Here is a 16,829-nt window from a genome sequence, read left to right as displayed (position 1 = left end):
TATTTTGCTTACATTTGCCAAGAAATTAAAAAACTATTATCAAATAATTCAAAAGTACAATTACAAATTTAATTAAATCAACAATTATGAAACAATTAGAAAGAGCGCAGCTCAAGGCTGTTAAAGGTGGTGACGGATGGATACTGTTACCTGGTGGTGTTATGAATTTGATACCTACCACTACACTGATCACTACAACAGGTACAAATGGTAATCAGGATACAAATACTTCTACATCTCTGCTTAATTCTCTGATTAATGCAATCAAGAATAAGATGAATAACAAGAAGTAAAGTAGAATGTAAAAAACTGCAAGAAAAACAAAGTGGCAGCGAGGTAATTCTCACTGCCACTTTATTTTTGGTTATTTTCTTGGAAGCGTCATCACAAAGCGGGCACCAGCGATATAAGTGGTGTCGAGCTTCACATCACCACCCAAACGACGGGCAAAACTGCGGGCTACCGTGAGTCCGATACCCGTACCATCATAATACTCATCGAGCTGCACAAACTCATCAAAGATGCGCTCAGCCTGATTGGCAGGAACACCCATACCTGTATCTTCGACGATGAACTGCACAAGCGTATCGGTAATGCTTACCTTCAAGACGGCACGCTGTTTCTTATCAGCAGCATCATGATGACCATAGGCCTCGGCTGGTGCCGTGAACTTGCGTGCATTATCGAGCAACAGCGCGAGCGCACGAACAGCTGCACGCTTATTGGTGGTGATGCGCACCGACGAAGCCTCGTCGCCAGCCTGCATCTCGAACACTAAATGATCGGCATCGTCTATACCCGAAGCGTCGATGGCATCGGTGGCTATCTGTTCAACTGAAACCTGATCGGTAAGATCGATGACCGTACGACTGCTCACATCCGACAGCTCCAGCATCTTATTAACCAGGTTGGTAATGCGGTTGGTATTTTCGAGAATCTGGCGATTGGCATCCTGACGCAAACTCTCGTCGAGATAGGCATCCGAATCCGTGAGCACCTGAGCAAAACCCGAAAGCACATTCAGAGGGGTACGGAACTCGTGCGAAATCTGCTGGATAAACCTGGTCTTCATGCGCGATGCTTCCTCGGCACGGGCATTGGCTATCAACAGCTGCTCGTTCTTCTGGTTCAGGCTGGCAGCCGCACGACGACGAGTGAAGGCATAAATAAAGAAGAACACCAAAAGCAGCACAATCACTATCAACAGTACAACTATGCGCATCTGGTTGATCTTAGCCTCTTTTTCGGCAATCTCGGCATCCTTCTTACTCATATCATAGATGGTAGCCAACTCGGCTGTCTTGTCACGTCTCTGCCATACCTCAGCCGAATCGAGTCTGTCAAGAATGCGTGTAGCTACAGCAAGGGCAGAGTCGCGATGACCTGCACCCAAATGGGCATCGAACTTTAACTTAACAATACCGTTAAGTGTCTCAAGATCCATCTTCATGCCCAACTGTCCCATCACAGTTTCAACATCATTGATATTACGCTCGGCCTCCTCATAGCGATGACTACTATTGAGATATGAAACCGAATTGATACGAGCAACCACTGATTTTGACAAGGGATTCTTCATAAAATCGTCATAGGCCTGAGCAGCCTCCTGATGATGGCCTGCCTTTTCGAGGATAAAGGATTTGACACAACTAACCTGATAGCAGAATATGGGGTAATGCGACTTATCGACACGAGGATTATCCGCCATATTCTGAAGATATTTTTCGGCACGATTCATCCAGGCCTCTGCCCCATCCCATTGGCGCATATTACAATAAGAAATCATAGCGGCAACGGCGAATTGCGTACGTTTAGCCGCCCAATTATGCTGTGCAACAGAGTCGTTTACAGACGTTTTTTCAAACTGATCAATCAGCTTCATCACCTGCTGCATGTACTTTTCACCCTCGGCTGAACGTTCCAGATGGATATAGCTAAGTGCCAGATTGCTATAGGCCAACAGATAGCCCGTTTGCAGCAGATAGTGGCGATTGATAAAACTGGTATCAACACTGTTGACCAACTGCTGAGCCTTTCGCAAGCCCGACTCGTAGTGGCGACTCGTGTATTCCAGCTCTGAGTTATTGGCTGCTATCAGGAAGTGATAGAAGCGATCCTGTTCTGTGACGACAGGACGCATCAAGGCGCTATCAGCAATCGCACTGGAACGATTTACATTCGGGCTCATGTAATACGACATATTATAAAAGTCGGCACACATCTGATTGATTTCACCCAGCGCCATCAAACTATCGACGGTACGAGGGATGGAATCAGAATATCGCATGATGTTATGCACACGATCGAATTCCAAATCATGACTCTGCTGAGCATTGTCACACGATGAGAGAAGCATCACGGTTGCTACTAGGCCTATCCATGAAAACTGAAAAGTTTTTTTAAGTAATGACATATGTTGGTACATTTTTGGGCACAAAGATAGCGATAAAAAACAGAAAAACAACATTAAAACCCAAAAATATTTTGAAATCTTCGCATTTTTTTGTAACTTTGCCGCCCAAATATAATATATATAAATAAGATGGCAGAAACAAGTAACAGCATTCTTCAAAAATTAGATGGACTGGAGGCACGATTCGAGGAGGTTTCGACCCTGATTACCGACCCCGCCGTGATTGCCGACCAGCAGAGATTCGTTAAACTGACTAAGGAATACAAGGACCTGGGCGATATTATGGACGCCCGCAAACGTTATATTGCGTGCTTGAACGGTATTAAGGAGGCTAAGGACATTCTGGCTAACGAGACCGACCCTGAGATGAAGGAGATGGCACGCGAGGAGCTGGCTATAAACGAGGAGTTACAGCCACAGCTGGAGGAGGAAATTAAGATTGCACTGATACCGAAAGACCCAGAAGATGCCAAGAACGTAGAAATGGAGATACGTGCAGGAACAGGTGGCGACGAGGCTGCCCTGTTTGCTGGCGACCTGTTTAAGATGTACAAGAACTACTGCGAGTCGAAGGGCTGGCAGGTATCGATTACCTACGTATCTGAAGGTGCCGTGGGCGGATTTAAGGAGGTTGACTTCTCGGTAACAGGTGCCGACGTTTACGGTACACTGAAGTACGAGAGTGGTGTACACCGCGTGCAGCGTGTGCCAGTGACCGAGAGCAACGGACGTATGCAGACCAGTGCTGCCACAGTAGCCGTGCTGCCCGAGGCCGACAAGTTTGAGGTACACGTGAACGAGGGTGAGATCAAGTGGGATACCTTCCGTTCGAGTGGTGCCGGTGGTCAGAACGTGAACAAGGTTGAATCGGGTGTACGCTTGCGTTACATGTGGAAGAACCCTAACACTGGCGAGACCGAGGAGATCCTGATTGAGTGTACCGAGACCCGCGACCAGCCTAAGAACAAGGAGCGCGCACTCTCTCGTTTGTACACCTTTATTTATGATAAGGAGCACCAGAAGTACGTGGACGATATCGCTAACCGTCGTAAGAGTCTGGTTTCTACCGGCGACCGTTCGGCTAAGATCCGCACCTACAACTTCCCACAGGGTCGTGTAACCGATCACCGCATCGGCTATACCACACACGATCTGCAGGGTTTCCTGGGTGGCGATATTCAGGCCATGATTGATGCGCTGACCGTAGCTGAGAATGCTGAGCGCATGAAGGAAAACGAACTTTAATACATTAAACATTAAACATTAAAGAATTAAATCAGATATGACCAGAAAAGAACTGATTGAACAGATTCGCGAGAAGCAGAGCTTTCTGTGCGTGGGACTGGACACAGACCTGGACAAGATGCCCAAAGGCCTGAAGGAGATTGTGAAGAAAGAGTATGAGGAGGAAGAGATGACCTTCGGCATGCTGTTTGAGTTTAGCACCCGCATTATTGATGCTACTGCTCCCTACTGTGTGGCCTACAAGCCCAACCTGGCCTTCTACGAGGCTTACGGCATTGAGGGTATGGCTGCTTTCGAGGGCATTATCGAATATCTGCAGGAGAACTATCCCAAGCACCTGATTATAGCCGATGCCAAGCGCGGCGATATCGGTAACACATCGAAGATGTACGCCAAGACTTTCTTTGAGCAGTACAATGTAGATGCGCTGACCGTTGCTCCTTACATGGGCGAAGACAGCGTTACACCATTCCTGGGCTACGATGGCAAATGGGTAGTGCTGCTGGCTCTTACCAGCAATAAGGGCAGCCACGACTTCCAGCTGATGAAGGACGAGAATGGCGAGCGCCTGTTTGAGAAGGTACTGAAGAAGAGTCAGGAATGGGGCAACGACGAGAACATGATGTACGTAGTTGGTGCCACACAGGGACAGATGTTTGAGGACATCCGTAAGCTGGCCCCTAACCACTTCCTGCTGGTTCCTGGCGTTGGTGCTCAGGGCGGCAGTCTGGAGGAGGTTTGCAAGTACGGCATGATTAAGGACTGTGGACTGCTGGTTAACTCTTCTCGCGGCATTATCTACGCCAGCAATGAGAAGGACTTTGACGAGGTGGCTGGACAGAAGGCCCAGGAGCTGCAGCAGCAGATGGCCAAGATCCTGGCAGATGCCGGCATCTGCTAATGTTCAATGTTCAATGTTCAATGTAACAAGTGGGCGAGGTTAAAATCATCAACGACCCGGTTTTCGGGTTTATCAAGATACCACGCGGCATACTCTACGGGATTGTAGAGCACCCGCTTTTTCAGAGGCTGAACCGCATCAATCAGTTGGGGTTGGCCTCTGTGGTGTATCCTGGGGCCAGGCATACGCGATTCCAGCACTCACTGGGTGCTTTCCACCTGATGAGCGAGGCTATACAGAACCTGCAACAGAAGGGACAGTTTATCTTCGACTCGGAAGCCGAGGCGGTACAGGCCGCCATCCTGATGCACGACATCGGTCACGGTCCGTTCTCGCATGTACTGGAGAACACGCTGATTAGCGGCATCAGTCACGAGGAGATTTCGCTGATGATGATGGAGGAGATTAACCGCTCGCTGAACGGACAGCTGAACCTGGCCATATCGATATTCAAAGGCGAGTATCCGAAGAACTTCCTGCACCAGCTGATATCCAGTCAGTTGGATATGGACCGACTGGACTACCTGCGCCGCGACTCGTTCTACACAGGCGTTACCGAGGGCAACATTGGCAGCGCACGTATCATCAAGATGCTGAACGTGGTAGACGATTCGCTTGTAGTAGAACAGAAGGGTATCTACTCGCTGGAAAACTATCTGACCACCCGCCGCCTGATGTACTGGCAGGTGTATCTGCACCGCACATGTGTGGCCTACGAAAAGGTGCTGGTAAACATGCTGAACCGCGCCAAGTGGCTGATACGTAACGGCCAGCAGGTGTTTGCATCGCCCGCCCTACTCTACTTCCTGGAGAACGACATCGATGCCGAGTGGTTTGCCACCCATGCCGAGGCGCTGCAGTACTACAGCGAGCTTGACGACAGCGACATCTGGAGTGCCATGAAGGCCTGGAAGCACCACAGCGACAAGATACTGGCCACACTGGCTACCGACATGCTGGATCGCCACATCTTCAAGGTGGAGGTGCTGGAGGAAGAGCCCACAGCCGAGCGCCTTGACGAGCTGAAGCGCAGCATTGCCCAGCACATGGACATACCTTACGAGGACGCCCACTATCTGATGAGTCTGAACACCATCCAGAAGGACATGTACAACGTAGATGACGACAAGATACAAATACTTTACAAAAACGGCGAAATCAGAGACATATCGGAAGCCTCGGAGCTGCTAAATGTTCAGTTACTTTCAAAAAAAATACGAAAATATTATCTTTGTTATCAAAGATTTGAAGAAAAATAGTTATCTTTGCACGGATTTTTAAATAATTGCAAACAATATGGAGTTTACAGCCAAACAAATTGCAGAATTGATACAGGGAAGAGTGGAAGGCAATGAGAATGCAGCCGTTCGCACTTTCGCTAAGATTGAAGAGGGTGTTGAGGGCGCCATTTCGTTCCTCTCAAACCCAAAATATACCCATTACATTTACGACACCAAGTCGAGCGTAGTACTGATTAACGAGGATGTAGAACTGGAGCGCCCAGTAAGCTGCACACTGATTCGCGTGAAGAACGCCTACGAGTGCGTGGCCAAGCTGTTGCAGTTCTACGAGAGCATGAAGCCCGCCAAGACAGGTATCGACCCGCTGGCATCAATCTCGCCCAAGGCTAAGGTTGGCGAGAACGTGTATATCGGTGCGTTTGCCGTGATTGGCGATGGCGCAGTGATCGGCGACGGCTGTCAGATTTATCCCCACACCGTGATTGGTGATGGCGTACAGGTAGGCCAGAAATGCTTGTTCTACCCCCATGTAACCATCTATCAGGGATGTAAGATTGGAAATAATGTTACAATACACGCAGGTAGCGTGGTAGGTGCCGACGGCTTTGGCTTTGCACCTAACACCGAGGGCTACGATAAGATTCCACAGATTGGTATCGTAGTAATCGAGGATAACGTTGAGATTGGTGCCAACACATGTATCGACCGCAGCACCATGGGACAGACCACCATCCGCAAGGGTGTGAAGCTGGATAACCTGATTCAGGTGGCTCACAACTGCGAGATTGGCGAGAACACCGTGATGAGTGCTCAGGTAGGACTGGCAGGCAGCACCAAGATTGGTGCCTGGTGTATGGTTGGCGGACAGGCTGGATTTGCCGGACACATCCAGGTGGCCGACAAGACCTTTGTAGGTGCCCAGTGCGGTGTGATCAGCAACACCAAGGGTAATGGTGAGCAGCTGATTGGTTCGCCCGCCGTTAATCCAAAGATGTACTTCAAGGCACGCGCCATCGACGCCAAGCTGCCCGATATGTATCGCCAGGTAGCCGCCCTGCAGCGCGAAATCGACGCCCTGAAAGAAAAACTGGAGAAATAATAATTTAGCGTTGCAAAAAAGAATATAAATGATATGAAACAGAAAACACTGAAAGGCAGCTTTTCTTTGTTCGGAAAAGGTCTGCATACAGGTTTGAACCTGACCGTTACATTCAACCCTGCACCCGAGAATACAGGTTATAAGATTCAGCGAATCGACCTGGAGGGTCAGCCTATCATCGACGCCATCGCCGAGAACGTAATCGATACCCAGCGCGGTACCGTACTGGCTAAGGGCGATGCGCGCGTTTCGACCGTTGAACATGGTTTGTCGGCCCTCTATGCACTGGGCATCGACAACTGCTTGATTCAGGTAAACGGTCCTGAGTTCCCTATCCTCGACGGTTCGGCCATCCTCTACGTCAACAAGATTCAGGAGGTAGGCATCGAGGAGCAGAACGCACCCAAGGATTACTATATCATCCGCAAGAAGATAGAGATTAAGGACGAGCAGACAGGATCGTGCATCACTATCCTGCCCGACGATGCATTTACCATCACCGCTATGTGTTCGTTCGAGAGTAAGTTTATCAACTCGCAGTTTGCAACACTCGACGACCCCGCTAAGTATGCCACCGAGATTGCCAGCGCACGTACATTCGTGTTTGTACGCGATATCGAGCCTCTGCTGCAGGCCAACCTGATTAAGGGCGGCGACCTGGATAACGCCATCGTTATCTACGAGCGTCAGACCACTCAGGAGCGTCTGGACATGCTGGCTGATATGCTGCACGTTGAGCATCGCGACGCTACCGACCTGGGTTACATTCAGCACAAGCCCCTGCAGTGGGAGAACGAGTGCACACGTCACAAGCTGCTGGATATCATCGGCGATATGGCACTGATTGGCAAGCCCATCAAGGGACGTATCATTGCCACACGTCCTGGCCACACCATTAATAATAAGTTCGCACGCATGATGCGCAAGGAGATTCGTAAGCACGAGATCCAGGCACCTATCTACGATCCGAACGAGGAGCCAATCATGGACGTGAACCGTATTCGCGAACTGCTGCCACACCGCTACCCCATGCAACTGGTTGACAAGGTGGTAGAGCTGGGCGCAACCACTATCGTAGGTATCAAGAACATCACCGCCAACGAGCCTTTCTTCCAGGGACACTTCCCACAGGAGCCCGTGATGCCAGGTGTGCTGCAGATTGAGGCTATGGCCCAGTGCGGCGGACTGCTGGTACTGAACACCCTGGAGGAGCCCGAGCGCTGGAGCACCTACTTTATGAAGATAGACGATGTGAAGTTCCGTCAGAAGGTAGTACCAGGCGACACCCTGATTTTCAAGGTTGAGCTGCTGGCACCCGTACGTCACGGTATCTCATCGATGAAGGGCTACGTATTCGTAGGCGACCACGTAGTAAGCGAGGCCACCTTCACCGCCCAGATTGTGAAGAATAAATAAAGTTCAAAGTTCAAAGAAAAATGGCAAATCAGATACACCCAATGGCAATTGTTGACCCCGAGGCAAAACTGGGCGACAACAATATTATCGGCCCTTTCTGCGTGATCGACAAGAACGTAGTAATCGGCGACAACAACAAGCTGTATAACGGCGTAACACTGCACTTTGGTACCCGTCTGGGTAACAATAACGAGATTTTCCCAGGTGCATCAATCTCTACCAAGCCCCAAGATCTGAAGTTCGTTGGCGAAGAGACCACCTGTGAGATTGGCGACAACAACTCAATCCGCGAAAACGTAACCATCAGTCGTGGTACTGCCTCGAAGGGTAAGACCACCGTGGGTAACAACAACCTGCTGATGGAGAATATGCATATCGGACACGACTGTGAGATTGGTAACGGCTGTATCATCGGCAACTCAACCAAGTTTGCCGGCGAGGTAGTAGTTGACGACAACGCTATCATCTCGGCCTGCTGCCTGTTCCACCAGTTCCTGCACGTGGGTGGTTACATCATGTTCCAGGGTGGTAGCCGTACCAGTCAGGACATTCCTCCCTACGTGATTGCAGGTAAGGAGCCTATCCGCTATGCTGGCGTGAACCTGATCGGACTGCGCCGTCGTGGTTTCTCGAACGAGACCATCGAGGCCATCCACGATGCCTACCGTATCATCTACTCAAAAGGTGTGATGAAGGAAGGTGTGGCCGAGGCCCGCGCTAAGTACCCCGACTCTAAGGAGGTAGAATATATCTGCTCGTTTATCGAAAATTCGAAGAGAGGTGTCATCCGCTAAGACGCTTATCGTGATCACAGGGCCAACGGCCGTAGGCAAAACAGCCTTGTGTCTCGACATAGCCCAGCACTTTGGCATACCTATCATCAATGCCGATTCGAGGCAGATTTACAAGGAACTGAAGATAGGGACAGCAAGTCCCACAATCGAGCAAATGCGACGAGTGCCCCACTACTTTGTGGGTTCGCTCTCGCTGCACGATTACTACAGTGCATCGCTCTTTGAACAACAGGTTCTGGAAATTCTGCAGCGCGAATTCGAGCATAGCGACTATGCCCTGCTTACAGGCGGTAGCATGATGTATATTGATGCTGTGTGCAACGGTATCGACGACATACCGACTGTGGACGATGAGACGCGCGAAACCCTGAAACGCCGACTGGCCGACGAAGGACTTGAAGCGCTGGTGGAAGAGCTGCGACAGCTTGACCCTGAGTACTACGAGATAGTTGACAAGCAGAACCCTCGCCGCGTGGTGCACGGACTGGAGATATGCCTGATGACAGGTAAGACTTACACCTCGTTCCGCAAACGCGAAAAGAAAGAACGCCCGTTCCGCATTGTGAAAATCGGACTGAACCGCGACCGCGAGGAACTGTACAACCGCATCAACCAACGCGTTGACCAGATGATGACCGACGGACTGCTGGACGAAGCACAACGTTTGTACCCGATGCGCCACATGAACGCGCTCAACACGGTGGGTTATAAAGAGATGTTTGCCTACATCGACGGCACCTGGACACTGGAAGAGGCCGTTGAACGTATAAAGGGTAACACCAGGCGATACGCACGCAAACAATTAACATGGTATAAGAAAGATGAACAGATAAGGTGGTTTCACCCTGACGAAATAGAACAAATTTATAGTTACATATCTCAAGACTATGAGCAACAAAACAACTGAAAAGATGATGGGCTGGCTGAATCTGGCTCAACAGAAAATCAAAGGCTTCTGGCCTTGGTATAAAGGCTTGTATCAGGGACGTGCCTGGTACGTAAAGACACTGGTGGGCATCGCTTCGCTGGTGGTGGCTTTCTTCCTGTACTTAGGAGCCGTTGACATGAACTTCCTGTGGCTGTTTGGTAAGAGCCCCTCGATGAGCACCATCAAGAACAAGCGCCCAGCCGAGGCTTCGATGATTCTCAGTGCCGATGGCAAACAGATTGGTAAGTTCTTTAGCGAGAACCGTACCCCTGTAGGCTACGACGATGTTAACCCCGCCTTCTGGAAGGCCCTGATTGATACCGAGGATGAGCGTTTCTACAGTCATCATGGTATCGACTATCAGGCTTTTGCTGCTGCCCTGAAGGATTACGCCCTGCATCACGATGCACGTGGCGCATCAACCATCACACAGCAGTTGGCCAAGAACCTGTTCCGTACACGTTCGGAGTATTCTACAGGTTTGCTGGGTAACATCCCAGGTATCAAGATACTCATCCTGAAGAGTAAGGAGTGGATTACTGCCTACAAGCTGGAGTTCTTCTTTGACAAGAACGAGATTCTGACACAGTATGCCAACACCGTGGATTTCGGTTCGAACGCATTCGGTATCAAGACAGCTTGTAAAACTTATTTTGGTTGCTCGCCAAAGGATCTCACTACCGAGAATGCAGCTGTGCTGGTAGGTATGCTGAAGGCTACCACCTACTACAACCCGCTGATTAACCCCAACAACTCGCTGAAGCGCCGTAACATTGTGCTCGACCTGATGCACCAGCACGGCGACCTGACCAAGCAGGAGTGCGACTCGCTGAAGCAGCTGGAAATTAAGCTCGACTATAGCGTGGAGAATGCCTACGACGGCGAGGCAAACTACTTCCGCGAGGCTGTGGCCGACTTTATGAAGAGCTGGTGTACCGACTACTACGGCGAGAACAACAAATACGCTTACTACACCGAGGGACTGAAGATTTACACCACACTCGACTCGCGCATGCAGAAGTATGCCGAGGAGGCTGCCGTAAAGCAGATGAAACAGGTGCAGAAGAGCTTTAACTCGCACTGGGGCAGCACTAATCCCTGGCAGGACGAGCGCCACGTTGAGATACCCCACTTTATCGAGGATCTGGCCAAGAAGACACCTTATTATAAATATCTGAGTAGAAAGTTCGAGGATAATCAGGATTCTATCGATTACTATCTGAACCTGCCTCATAAGGTACGCCTGTTCGACTACGACAGCGAGACTGGCTATATCGAGAAAGAGATTTCTACACTCGACTCGCTGCGCTATATGGAGCGCTTTATGCACTGCGGATTTGTGGCCATCGAGCCTCAGACCGGACACGTAAAGGCTTGGGTGGGCGATGTTGACTTCAAGACCTGGAAGTACGACAAGGTTACCGCTATGCGTCAGCCTGGTTCTACCTTCAAGCTGTTTGTTTACACCGAGGCCATGAATCAGGGCATCACCCCTTGCGACACCCGTAAGGACGAGTACTTCTCGATGAAGGTGATGGATCACGGCGAGGAGGTGACATGGGCACCAACCAATGCCGACGGACGTTTCTCGAACGCCGACATCACCCTGAAGCAGGCATTTGCTATGAGTATCAACTCGGTAGCCGTTCGCCTGGGTCAGGAGTGCGGTATCGACAATATCGTAAAGACTGCCCACGACATGGGTATCAAGAGCAAGCTCGACGCTACCCCAGCCCTGGCTCTGGGTTCGAGCGACGTAAACCTGCTGGAGATGGTAAGCGCCTACTGCACACCTTGTAACGATGGTGTACAGCACGATCCCGTACTGGTAAGCAAGATTGAGGACCGCGACGGTAACGTAATTTACGAGGCTCCTACACAGGGCGAGCAGGCCATTCCTTACCGCAGCGCCTTCCTGGTACAGCAGCTGCTGATGGGTGGTATGAGCGGTACCAGCTCACGACTGAGAGGATTTGTAGGTTATGACGTGACCGACACCGACTTTGGTGGAAAGACCGGTACATCAAACAACCACTCTGATGCCTGGTTTATCGGCACCACACCTAACCTGGTTTGTGGCGCATGGGTAGGTGGCGAGTATCGTTGCATCCACTTCCGTTCGGGTATGCTGGGTCAGGGTAACCGTACGGCACTGCCCATCTGTGGTTACTTCCTGGGTAGCTTGCTCAAGGATCCTGCCTTCCAGAAGTATCACGCTAAGTTTGGTGCATCAAAGGATAATTCGCTCACACAGGCTATGTATGGTTGCGGCGGTTATCTGGCTATGCCTTCGGATTCCGACTCGATCGCTGTTGACTCGCTCCACGTTTCGGAGAGCGGCGAACTGATTGAGGTGCAGGGCGACGGCAGTATCAAGACCGGTGAGGCCGACCACGAGAACGCCAACACCACACCAACACCAAACAATAACGGCGAAGCTACCGAGAAAAAAGATTAATGCAAGCAGAACAGCAACTTGATTTGGACAACAAAGAGTGGCAAGACGCTCTCCAAATCATCAACTATACACGGCGCTCGCTTTTCCTAACCGGAAAAGCGGGCACTGGTAAATCTACCTTTCTGCGCTACGTTTCGAAGAACACCAAAAAGAAGCACGTGATACTGGCACCTACCGGCATTGCAGCTATCAATGCAGGTGGATCAACACTTCACAGCTTTTTTAAACTCCCCTTCCACCCACTATTGCCCAACGATGTGCAGTACAGTTGGAAGAACCTGAAGAAAACCCTGAAATATAACGGCGCCCAGTGCAAACTGATACGCGAGGTGGAGCTGATTATCATCGACGAGATATCGATGGTGCGTGCCGATATTATCGACTTTATAGATAAGGTATTACGCGCGTACACGCGTAACCCCGAGCCGTTTGGTGGCAAACAGCTGTTGCTGGTGGGCGATATCTACCAGCTGGAGCCTGTGCTGAAGGACGACGACCGACAGCTGTTGCAGCCCTTCTACCCTTCGGCTTATTTCTTTAACGCCAAAGTGTGGCAGACCATGCCGATTGTATCTATCGAGCTGCGTAAAGTGTATCGCCAAACCGACGATAAGTTTATCGCCATCCTGGATCGCATCCGCAACAACACCGCCACCCAGCACGATCTGGATTCGCTGAACAATCGCGTACAAACCACTAACACCCAACACCCATCAGCCACCACCCAACTAACAGTAACCCTCGCTGCCCGCAGGGATACCGTTGATTTCATCAACGACCAGCAGCTGGATGCGCTGGACGGCGAAGTGAGTATGTTTAAGGGCGAAATCAAAGGCAACTTCCCCGAGAGCTCGTTGCCCACACCTATGGAACTGCACCTGAAACCAGGCGCACAGATTATCTTTATCAAGAACGATAAGGAGAAGCGTTGGGTTAACGGTACGCTGGGCACCATCGAGTATATCGACGAGGAAGGCGGCGTGATTGGCGTGATGACCGAAGATAACGAGGAGTTTGACGTGGAGCGCGACATCTGGGAGAACATGCGCTACACCTTTAACGAGAAGGAACAGAAAATTGAGGAAGAACTTTTAGGCACCTATACCCAGTTCCCGCTGCGCTTGGCATGGGCCATAACGGTACACAAGAGTCAGGGACTGACATTCTCGCAAATCTCGATCGACTTTGGTGGCGGTGGCGCTTTTGCAGGCGGACAGACTTATGTGGCCCTTTCGCGTTGTACATCGCTCGAAGGCATCACACTGAAAGAGCCCTTGCGCCCCAGCGATATCTTTGTACGCGCCGAGGTAGTAAGGTTTGCCAATCAGTACAACAACCAGCAGATAATTAACCAGGCCCTGCAGGAAGGTAAGGCCGACCGCGAATACCACGATGCCGTAACCGCCTTTGACCGAGGTGATTTCAAATTATTCCTCGACTCTTTCTTCAAAGCCATCCATCTGCGCTACGATATCGAGAAGCCGCATATCCGTCGTTATATCCGTCATAAGCTGGAGATTATCAATCGCCAGAAACGCGAGATAGAACGCCTGAAGGCCGACCACGAAGCTGAGATGGCCCAGCTGAAGAACGAACTGGATGCCAAGCGCGAGATGCTGAAGCGCCTGGCTGCCGAATACACCATCATGGGTCGCGAGTGCGAACACGAACACATGACCGAAGCCGCTATCCGCAACTATCAGAAAGCACTCGAATTATACCCTGATGCCAGCGACGCACAACGCCGACTGAAAAAACTTCAGAAATCAACTAAATAAATCCCCCCCTCCTCTTTGTTCATAATTCTAAATTCTTAACTATCAAAATACCCCCATTTTGCAATCGTTTACATAGCAATTTTTGTTAATTTTGTTTAAAATACAACTTTGTGTAGGTGCACAGAGCCGATTCGTCAAAAAAAAACGCGAAAAAATTTGTGAGTTTCCAAAAAAAGCCTTACCTTTGCCACCGTTATCCTGAAAACAATCTTTTTACCTTAGAAGACTAATACCTATTGAAGATATGGAGCGATCGCTTGCGAAAGTCATTGCTCTTTTTTTTATCCCTACCCGAAAGGTTAATTTTTCATAAATAATAATAAACTATCAACTATAAACTATCAACTATCAATTAAAATATGTACCTTTGCACCCCGTTAGAGTCCGTTGGGGCAGAGTTAAGTGTGTACGAACGTATGCCGCCTCGCGGAAAAACCCCTAAATACAAATAAAAAGCAAATGTACGCAATTGTAGAAATTCAGGGTCAGCAGTTCAAGGCCGAGCAGGGCAAGAAGCTCTTCGTGCACCACATCAAGGATGTTGAGGCAGGCAAGACTGTTGAATTTGACAAGGTACTGCTCGTAGATGCTGACGGTGCAGTAAAGGTAGGCGCTCCCACCGTAGACGGAGCAAAAGTAGTGTGTGAAGTAGTGAACCCACTCGTAAAGGGTGACAAGGTCATCGTTTTCAAGATGAAGCGTCGTAAGGACTATCGCGTTCGCAACGGTCATCGTGAGCAGTTCACAGAAGTAGTAATCAAGTCGGTAATCGCTTAAAAACGTAGGAGGAACAACATTATGGCACATAAAAAAGGTGTAGGTAGTTCTAAGAACGGTCGTGAGAGCGCAGCTCAGCGACTTGGCATCAAGATCTTCGGTGGTCAGCAGTGCGTTGCTGGTAACATCATCGTTCGCCAGCGTGGTACAAAGCACAATCCTGGTAACAACGTTGCCATCGGTAAGGACGACACTCTCTACGCTCTCGTAGATGGTACCGTAAACTTCCACAAGGGCAAGTACAACAAGAGCGTTGTATCAGTAATTCCAAACGCTGAGGCCTAAGAGAATTATTAAGAAACACTTATTCCAAACAAACAACAGGATCCCGCACTCCGCAAGGAGTAGCGGGATTTCTGCTTTTTTTAGCTTATTTCTTTGGCTATTTAACCGATTATTTGTACCTTTGCGCCTTAGATAAAGAATATAAACTAATAAATACGTATTTAAGATGTTAACACTCAAACTCATCAATGAGGAAACAGAACGCGTAATTCGCGGATTGGAGAAGAAACACTTCGCCGGCGCCAAGGAGGCTATCGACAATGTACTGGCCGTTGACAAGCAGCGTCGCGAAGCTCAGCAGGAACTTGATAAATGCCTGAACGAGCAGAAGCAGCTCTCAGGACAGATAGGCCGTCTGATGAAGGAAGGCAAGAAGGACGAGGCCGAGCAGGTAAAGGCTCAGGTGGCTCAGCTCAAGGAGAAGTCAAAGGAGCTCGACGAGACTATGGCTAAGGCTCAGGAGGAGATGACCACTCTGCTGTGCCAGATTCCTAATATCCCTTACGACGAGGTTCCCGAGGGCAAGGTAGCTGAGGATAACCACGTAGTAAAGAGCAACCTGAAGGAGTGCACCGCTAACGACACCGTTGGAAACTGGGACGTTAACCCATCACTTGGTATCGCTAATCCCCTGCCCCACTGGGAGCTGGCCAAGAAATACAACCTCATCGACTTTGATCTGGGCGTAAAGATCACTGGTGCCGGATTCCCCGTTTATATCGGTAAGGGTGCCCGTCTGCAGCGTGCCCTCATCAACTTCTTCCTCGACGAGGCCCGTAAGAGCGGCTACACCGAGATTATGCCTCCTACAGTAGTTAATGCTGCATCAGGCTACGGTACAGGCCAGCTGCCCGATAAGGAGGGACAGATGTACCACTGCGAGGTTGACGACTTCTATCTCATCCCAACAGCCGAGGTACCTGTAACAAACATCTATCGCGACGTGATCCTCGACGAGAAGGATCTGCCTATCAAGAACTGTGCTTACACAGAGTGCTTCCGTCGTGAGGCTGGCTCATACGGTAAGGACGTTCGCGGACTGAACCGTTTGCACGAGTTCTCGAAGATTGAGATTGTACGTATCGATAAGCCCGAGCACTCAAAGGAGAGCCACAAGGAGATGCTGGAACACGTTGAGGGCCTGCTCAAGAAGTTAGAGCTTCCCTATCGTATTCTGCTGCTTTGCGGTGGCGATCAGAGCTTTACAAGCGCTATCTGCTACGACTTCGAGGTTTACTCAGAGGCTCAGGGACGCTGGCTCGAGGTATCAAGTGTATCTAACTTCGACACCTACCAGGCTAACCGCTTGAAGTGCCGCTATCGTAACAGCGAGACCAAGAAGACCGAGCTGTGCCACACACTGAACGGATCGGCTTTGGCTCTGCCTCGTATCGTGGCTGCCCTGCTGGAGAACAATCAGACCGAAAACGGTATCAAGATCCCAGCAGCACTCGTACCCTACATGGGTTGCGACATGATTGATTAATCAACAAC

At 49.9% G+C, this 16,829-nt stretch carries 14 protein-coding genes; 13 read left to right on the top strand and 1 reads right to left on the bottom strand.

The annotated features are described in order from the left end of the window. Positions 1-86: 86 nt before the first annotated feature. Positions 87-293, top strand: coding sequence for a hypothetical protein (locus tag PRU_RS03630; protein WP_041385630.1), 207 nt, complete (start codon positions 87-89; stop codon positions 291-293). A gap of 71 nt (positions 294-364) precedes the next feature. Here the strand turns inward: PRU_RS03630 and PRU_RS03625 are convergent, their stop codons facing one another. After that, on the bottom strand, positions 365-2,413 hold the full coding sequence (locus tag PRU_RS03625) for a sensor histidine kinase (RefSeq protein ID WP_177168153.1): 2,049 nt from the start codon (positions 2,411-2,413) through the stop codon (positions 365-367). Between the two features lie 129 nt (positions 2,414-2,542). Between PRU_RS03625 and prfA the strand changes: the two genes are divergently transcribed. From prfA to serS, 12 genes are all read left to right on the top strand, one after another. Beyond that, positions 2,543-3,658, top strand: coding sequence for a peptide chain release factor 1 (prfA, locus tag PRU_RS03620; protein ID WP_013063878.1), 1,116 nt, complete (start codon positions 2,543-2,545; stop codon positions 3,656-3,658). Positions 3,659-3,695: 37 nt separating this feature from the next. Continuing rightward, a complete protein-coding gene (gene pyrF, locus PRU_RS03615; RefSeq protein WP_013063298.1) occupies positions 3,696-4,559 on the top strand; it encodes an orotidine-5'-phosphate decarboxylase in 864 nt (287 codons plus the stop codon). Between the two features lie 29 nt (positions 4,560-4,588). After that, positions 4,589-5,818 carry an HD domain-containing protein gene (locus PRU_RS03610; RefSeq protein ID WP_013063863.1) on the top strand — a complete coding sequence of 410 codons (1,230 nt, stop codon included), beginning with the start codon at positions 4,589-4,591 and terminating at the stop codon, positions 5,816-5,818. Between the two features lie 37 nt (positions 5,819-5,855). Further along, positions 5,856-6,899 (top strand): UDP-3-O-(3-hydroxymyristoyl)glucosamine N-acyltransferase, encoded by a 1,044-nt coding sequence (gene lpxD / locus PRU_RS03605; protein WP_013064825.1) that lies wholly within the window; start codon positions 5,856-5,858, stop codon positions 6,897-6,899. 24 nt (positions 6,900-6,923) lie between these two features. Further along, a complete protein-coding gene (locus PRU_RS03600; protein ID WP_143040074.1) occupies positions 6,924-8,315 on the top strand; it encodes a bifunctional UDP-3-O-[3-hydroxymyristoyl] N-acetylglucosamine deacetylase/3-hydroxyacyl-ACP dehydratase in 1,392 nt (463 codons plus the stop codon). A gap of 20 nt (positions 8,316-8,335) precedes the next feature. Further along, positions 8,336-9,109 carry an acyl-ACP--UDP-N-acetylglucosamine O-acyltransferase gene (gene lpxA / locus PRU_RS03595; protein WP_013063623.1) on the top strand — a complete coding sequence of 258 codons (774 nt, stop codon included), beginning with the start codon at positions 8,336-8,338 and terminating at the stop codon, positions 9,107-9,109. Beyond that, positions 9,096-10,016 carry a tRNA (adenosine(37)-N6)-dimethylallyltransferase MiaA gene (gene miaA / locus PRU_RS03590; protein WP_013064257.1) on the top strand — a complete coding sequence of 307 codons (921 nt, stop codon included), beginning with the start codon at positions 9,096-9,098 and terminating at the stop codon, positions 10,014-10,016. Before lpxA ends, miaA begins: the two co-directional genes overlap by 14 nt. Continuing rightward, positions 9,997-12,495: a transglycosylase domain-containing protein gene (locus tag PRU_RS03585; RefSeq protein ID WP_049769069.1), complete on the top strand. Its 2,499-nt coding sequence runs from the start codon at positions 9,997-9,999 to the stop codon at positions 12,493-12,495. Before miaA ends, PRU_RS03585 begins: the two co-directional genes overlap by 20 nt. Further along, positions 12,495-14,273 (top strand): AAA family ATPase, encoded by a 1,779-nt coding sequence (locus tag PRU_RS03580; protein ID WP_041385628.1) that lies wholly within the window; start codon positions 12,495-12,497, stop codon positions 14,271-14,273. The genes PRU_RS03585 and PRU_RS03580 overlap by 1 nt, the downstream gene beginning before the upstream one ends. Positions 14,274-14,732: 459 nt before the next feature. Beyond that, on the top strand, positions 14,733-15,050 hold the full coding sequence (gene rplU / locus PRU_RS03575; protein ID WP_013063597.1) for a 50S ribosomal protein L21: 318 nt from the start codon (positions 14,733-14,735) through the stop codon (positions 15,048-15,050). A gap of 21 nt (positions 15,051-15,071) precedes the next feature. Then, positions 15,072-15,335, top strand: a complete 264-nt coding sequence (rpmA, locus tag PRU_RS03570; protein WP_013064241.1) for a 50S ribosomal protein L27 — start codon at positions 15,072-15,074, stop codon at positions 15,333-15,335. A gap of 166 nt (positions 15,336-15,501) precedes the next feature. Then, positions 15,502-16,821: a serine--tRNA ligase gene (gene serS, locus PRU_RS03565; protein WP_013065156.1), complete on the top strand. Its 1,320-nt coding sequence runs from the start codon at positions 15,502-15,504 to the stop codon at positions 16,819-16,821. Positions 16,822-16,829 lie beyond the last annotated feature (8 nt).

Origin of the sequence: Xylanibacter ruminicola 23, from assembly GCF_000025925.1 — a bacterium.
In the GTDB taxonomy this organism is placed as follows: domain Bacteria; phylum Bacteroidota; class Bacteroidia; order Bacteroidales; family Bacteroidaceae; genus Prevotella; species Prevotella ruminicola.
This window is presented reverse-complemented; position numbering and strand designations above follow the sequence as displayed.

Excerpts from the sequence above, each read along its gene's own strand:
- PRU_RS03630 (WP_041385630.1), top strand. The coding sequence starts at position 87 with ATGAAACAATTAGAAAGAGCGCAGCTCAAGGCTGTTAAAGGTGGTGAC.
- PRU_RS03625 (WP_177168153.1), bottom strand. The coding sequence starts at position 2,413 with ATGTCATTACTTAAAAAAACTTTTCAGTTTTCATGGATAGGCCTAGTA.
- prfA (WP_013063878.1), top strand. The coding sequence starts at position 2,543 with ATGGCAGAAACAAGTAACAGCATTCTTCAAAAATTAGATGGACTGGAG.
- pyrF (WP_013063298.1), top strand. The coding sequence starts at position 3,696 with ATGACCAGAAAAGAACTGATTGAACAGATTCGCGAGAAGCAGAGCTTT.
- lpxD (WP_013064825.1), top strand. The coding sequence starts at position 5,856 with ATGGAGTTTACAGCCAAACAAATTGCAGAATTGATACAGGGAAGAGTG.
- lpxA (WP_013063623.1), top strand. The coding sequence starts at position 8,336 with ATGGCAAATCAGATACACCCAATGGCAATTGTTGACCCCGAGGCAAAA.
- PRU_RS03585 (WP_049769069.1), top strand. The coding sequence starts at position 9,997 with ATGAGCAACAAAACAACTGAAAAGATGATGGGCTGGCTGAATCTGGCT.
- PRU_RS03580 (WP_041385628.1), top strand. The coding sequence starts at position 12,495 with ATGCAAGCAGAACAGCAACTTGATTTGGACAACAAAGAGTGGCAAGAC.
- rplU (WP_013063597.1), top strand. The coding sequence starts at position 14,733 with ATGTACGCAATTGTAGAAATTCAGGGTCAGCAGTTCAAGGCCGAGCAG.
- rpmA (WP_013064241.1), top strand. The coding sequence starts at position 15,072 with ATGGCACATAAAAAAGGTGTAGGTAGTTCTAAGAACGGTCGTGAGAGC.
- serS (WP_013065156.1), top strand. The coding sequence starts at position 15,502 with ATGTTAACACTCAAACTCATCAATGAGGAAACAGAACGCGTAATTCGC.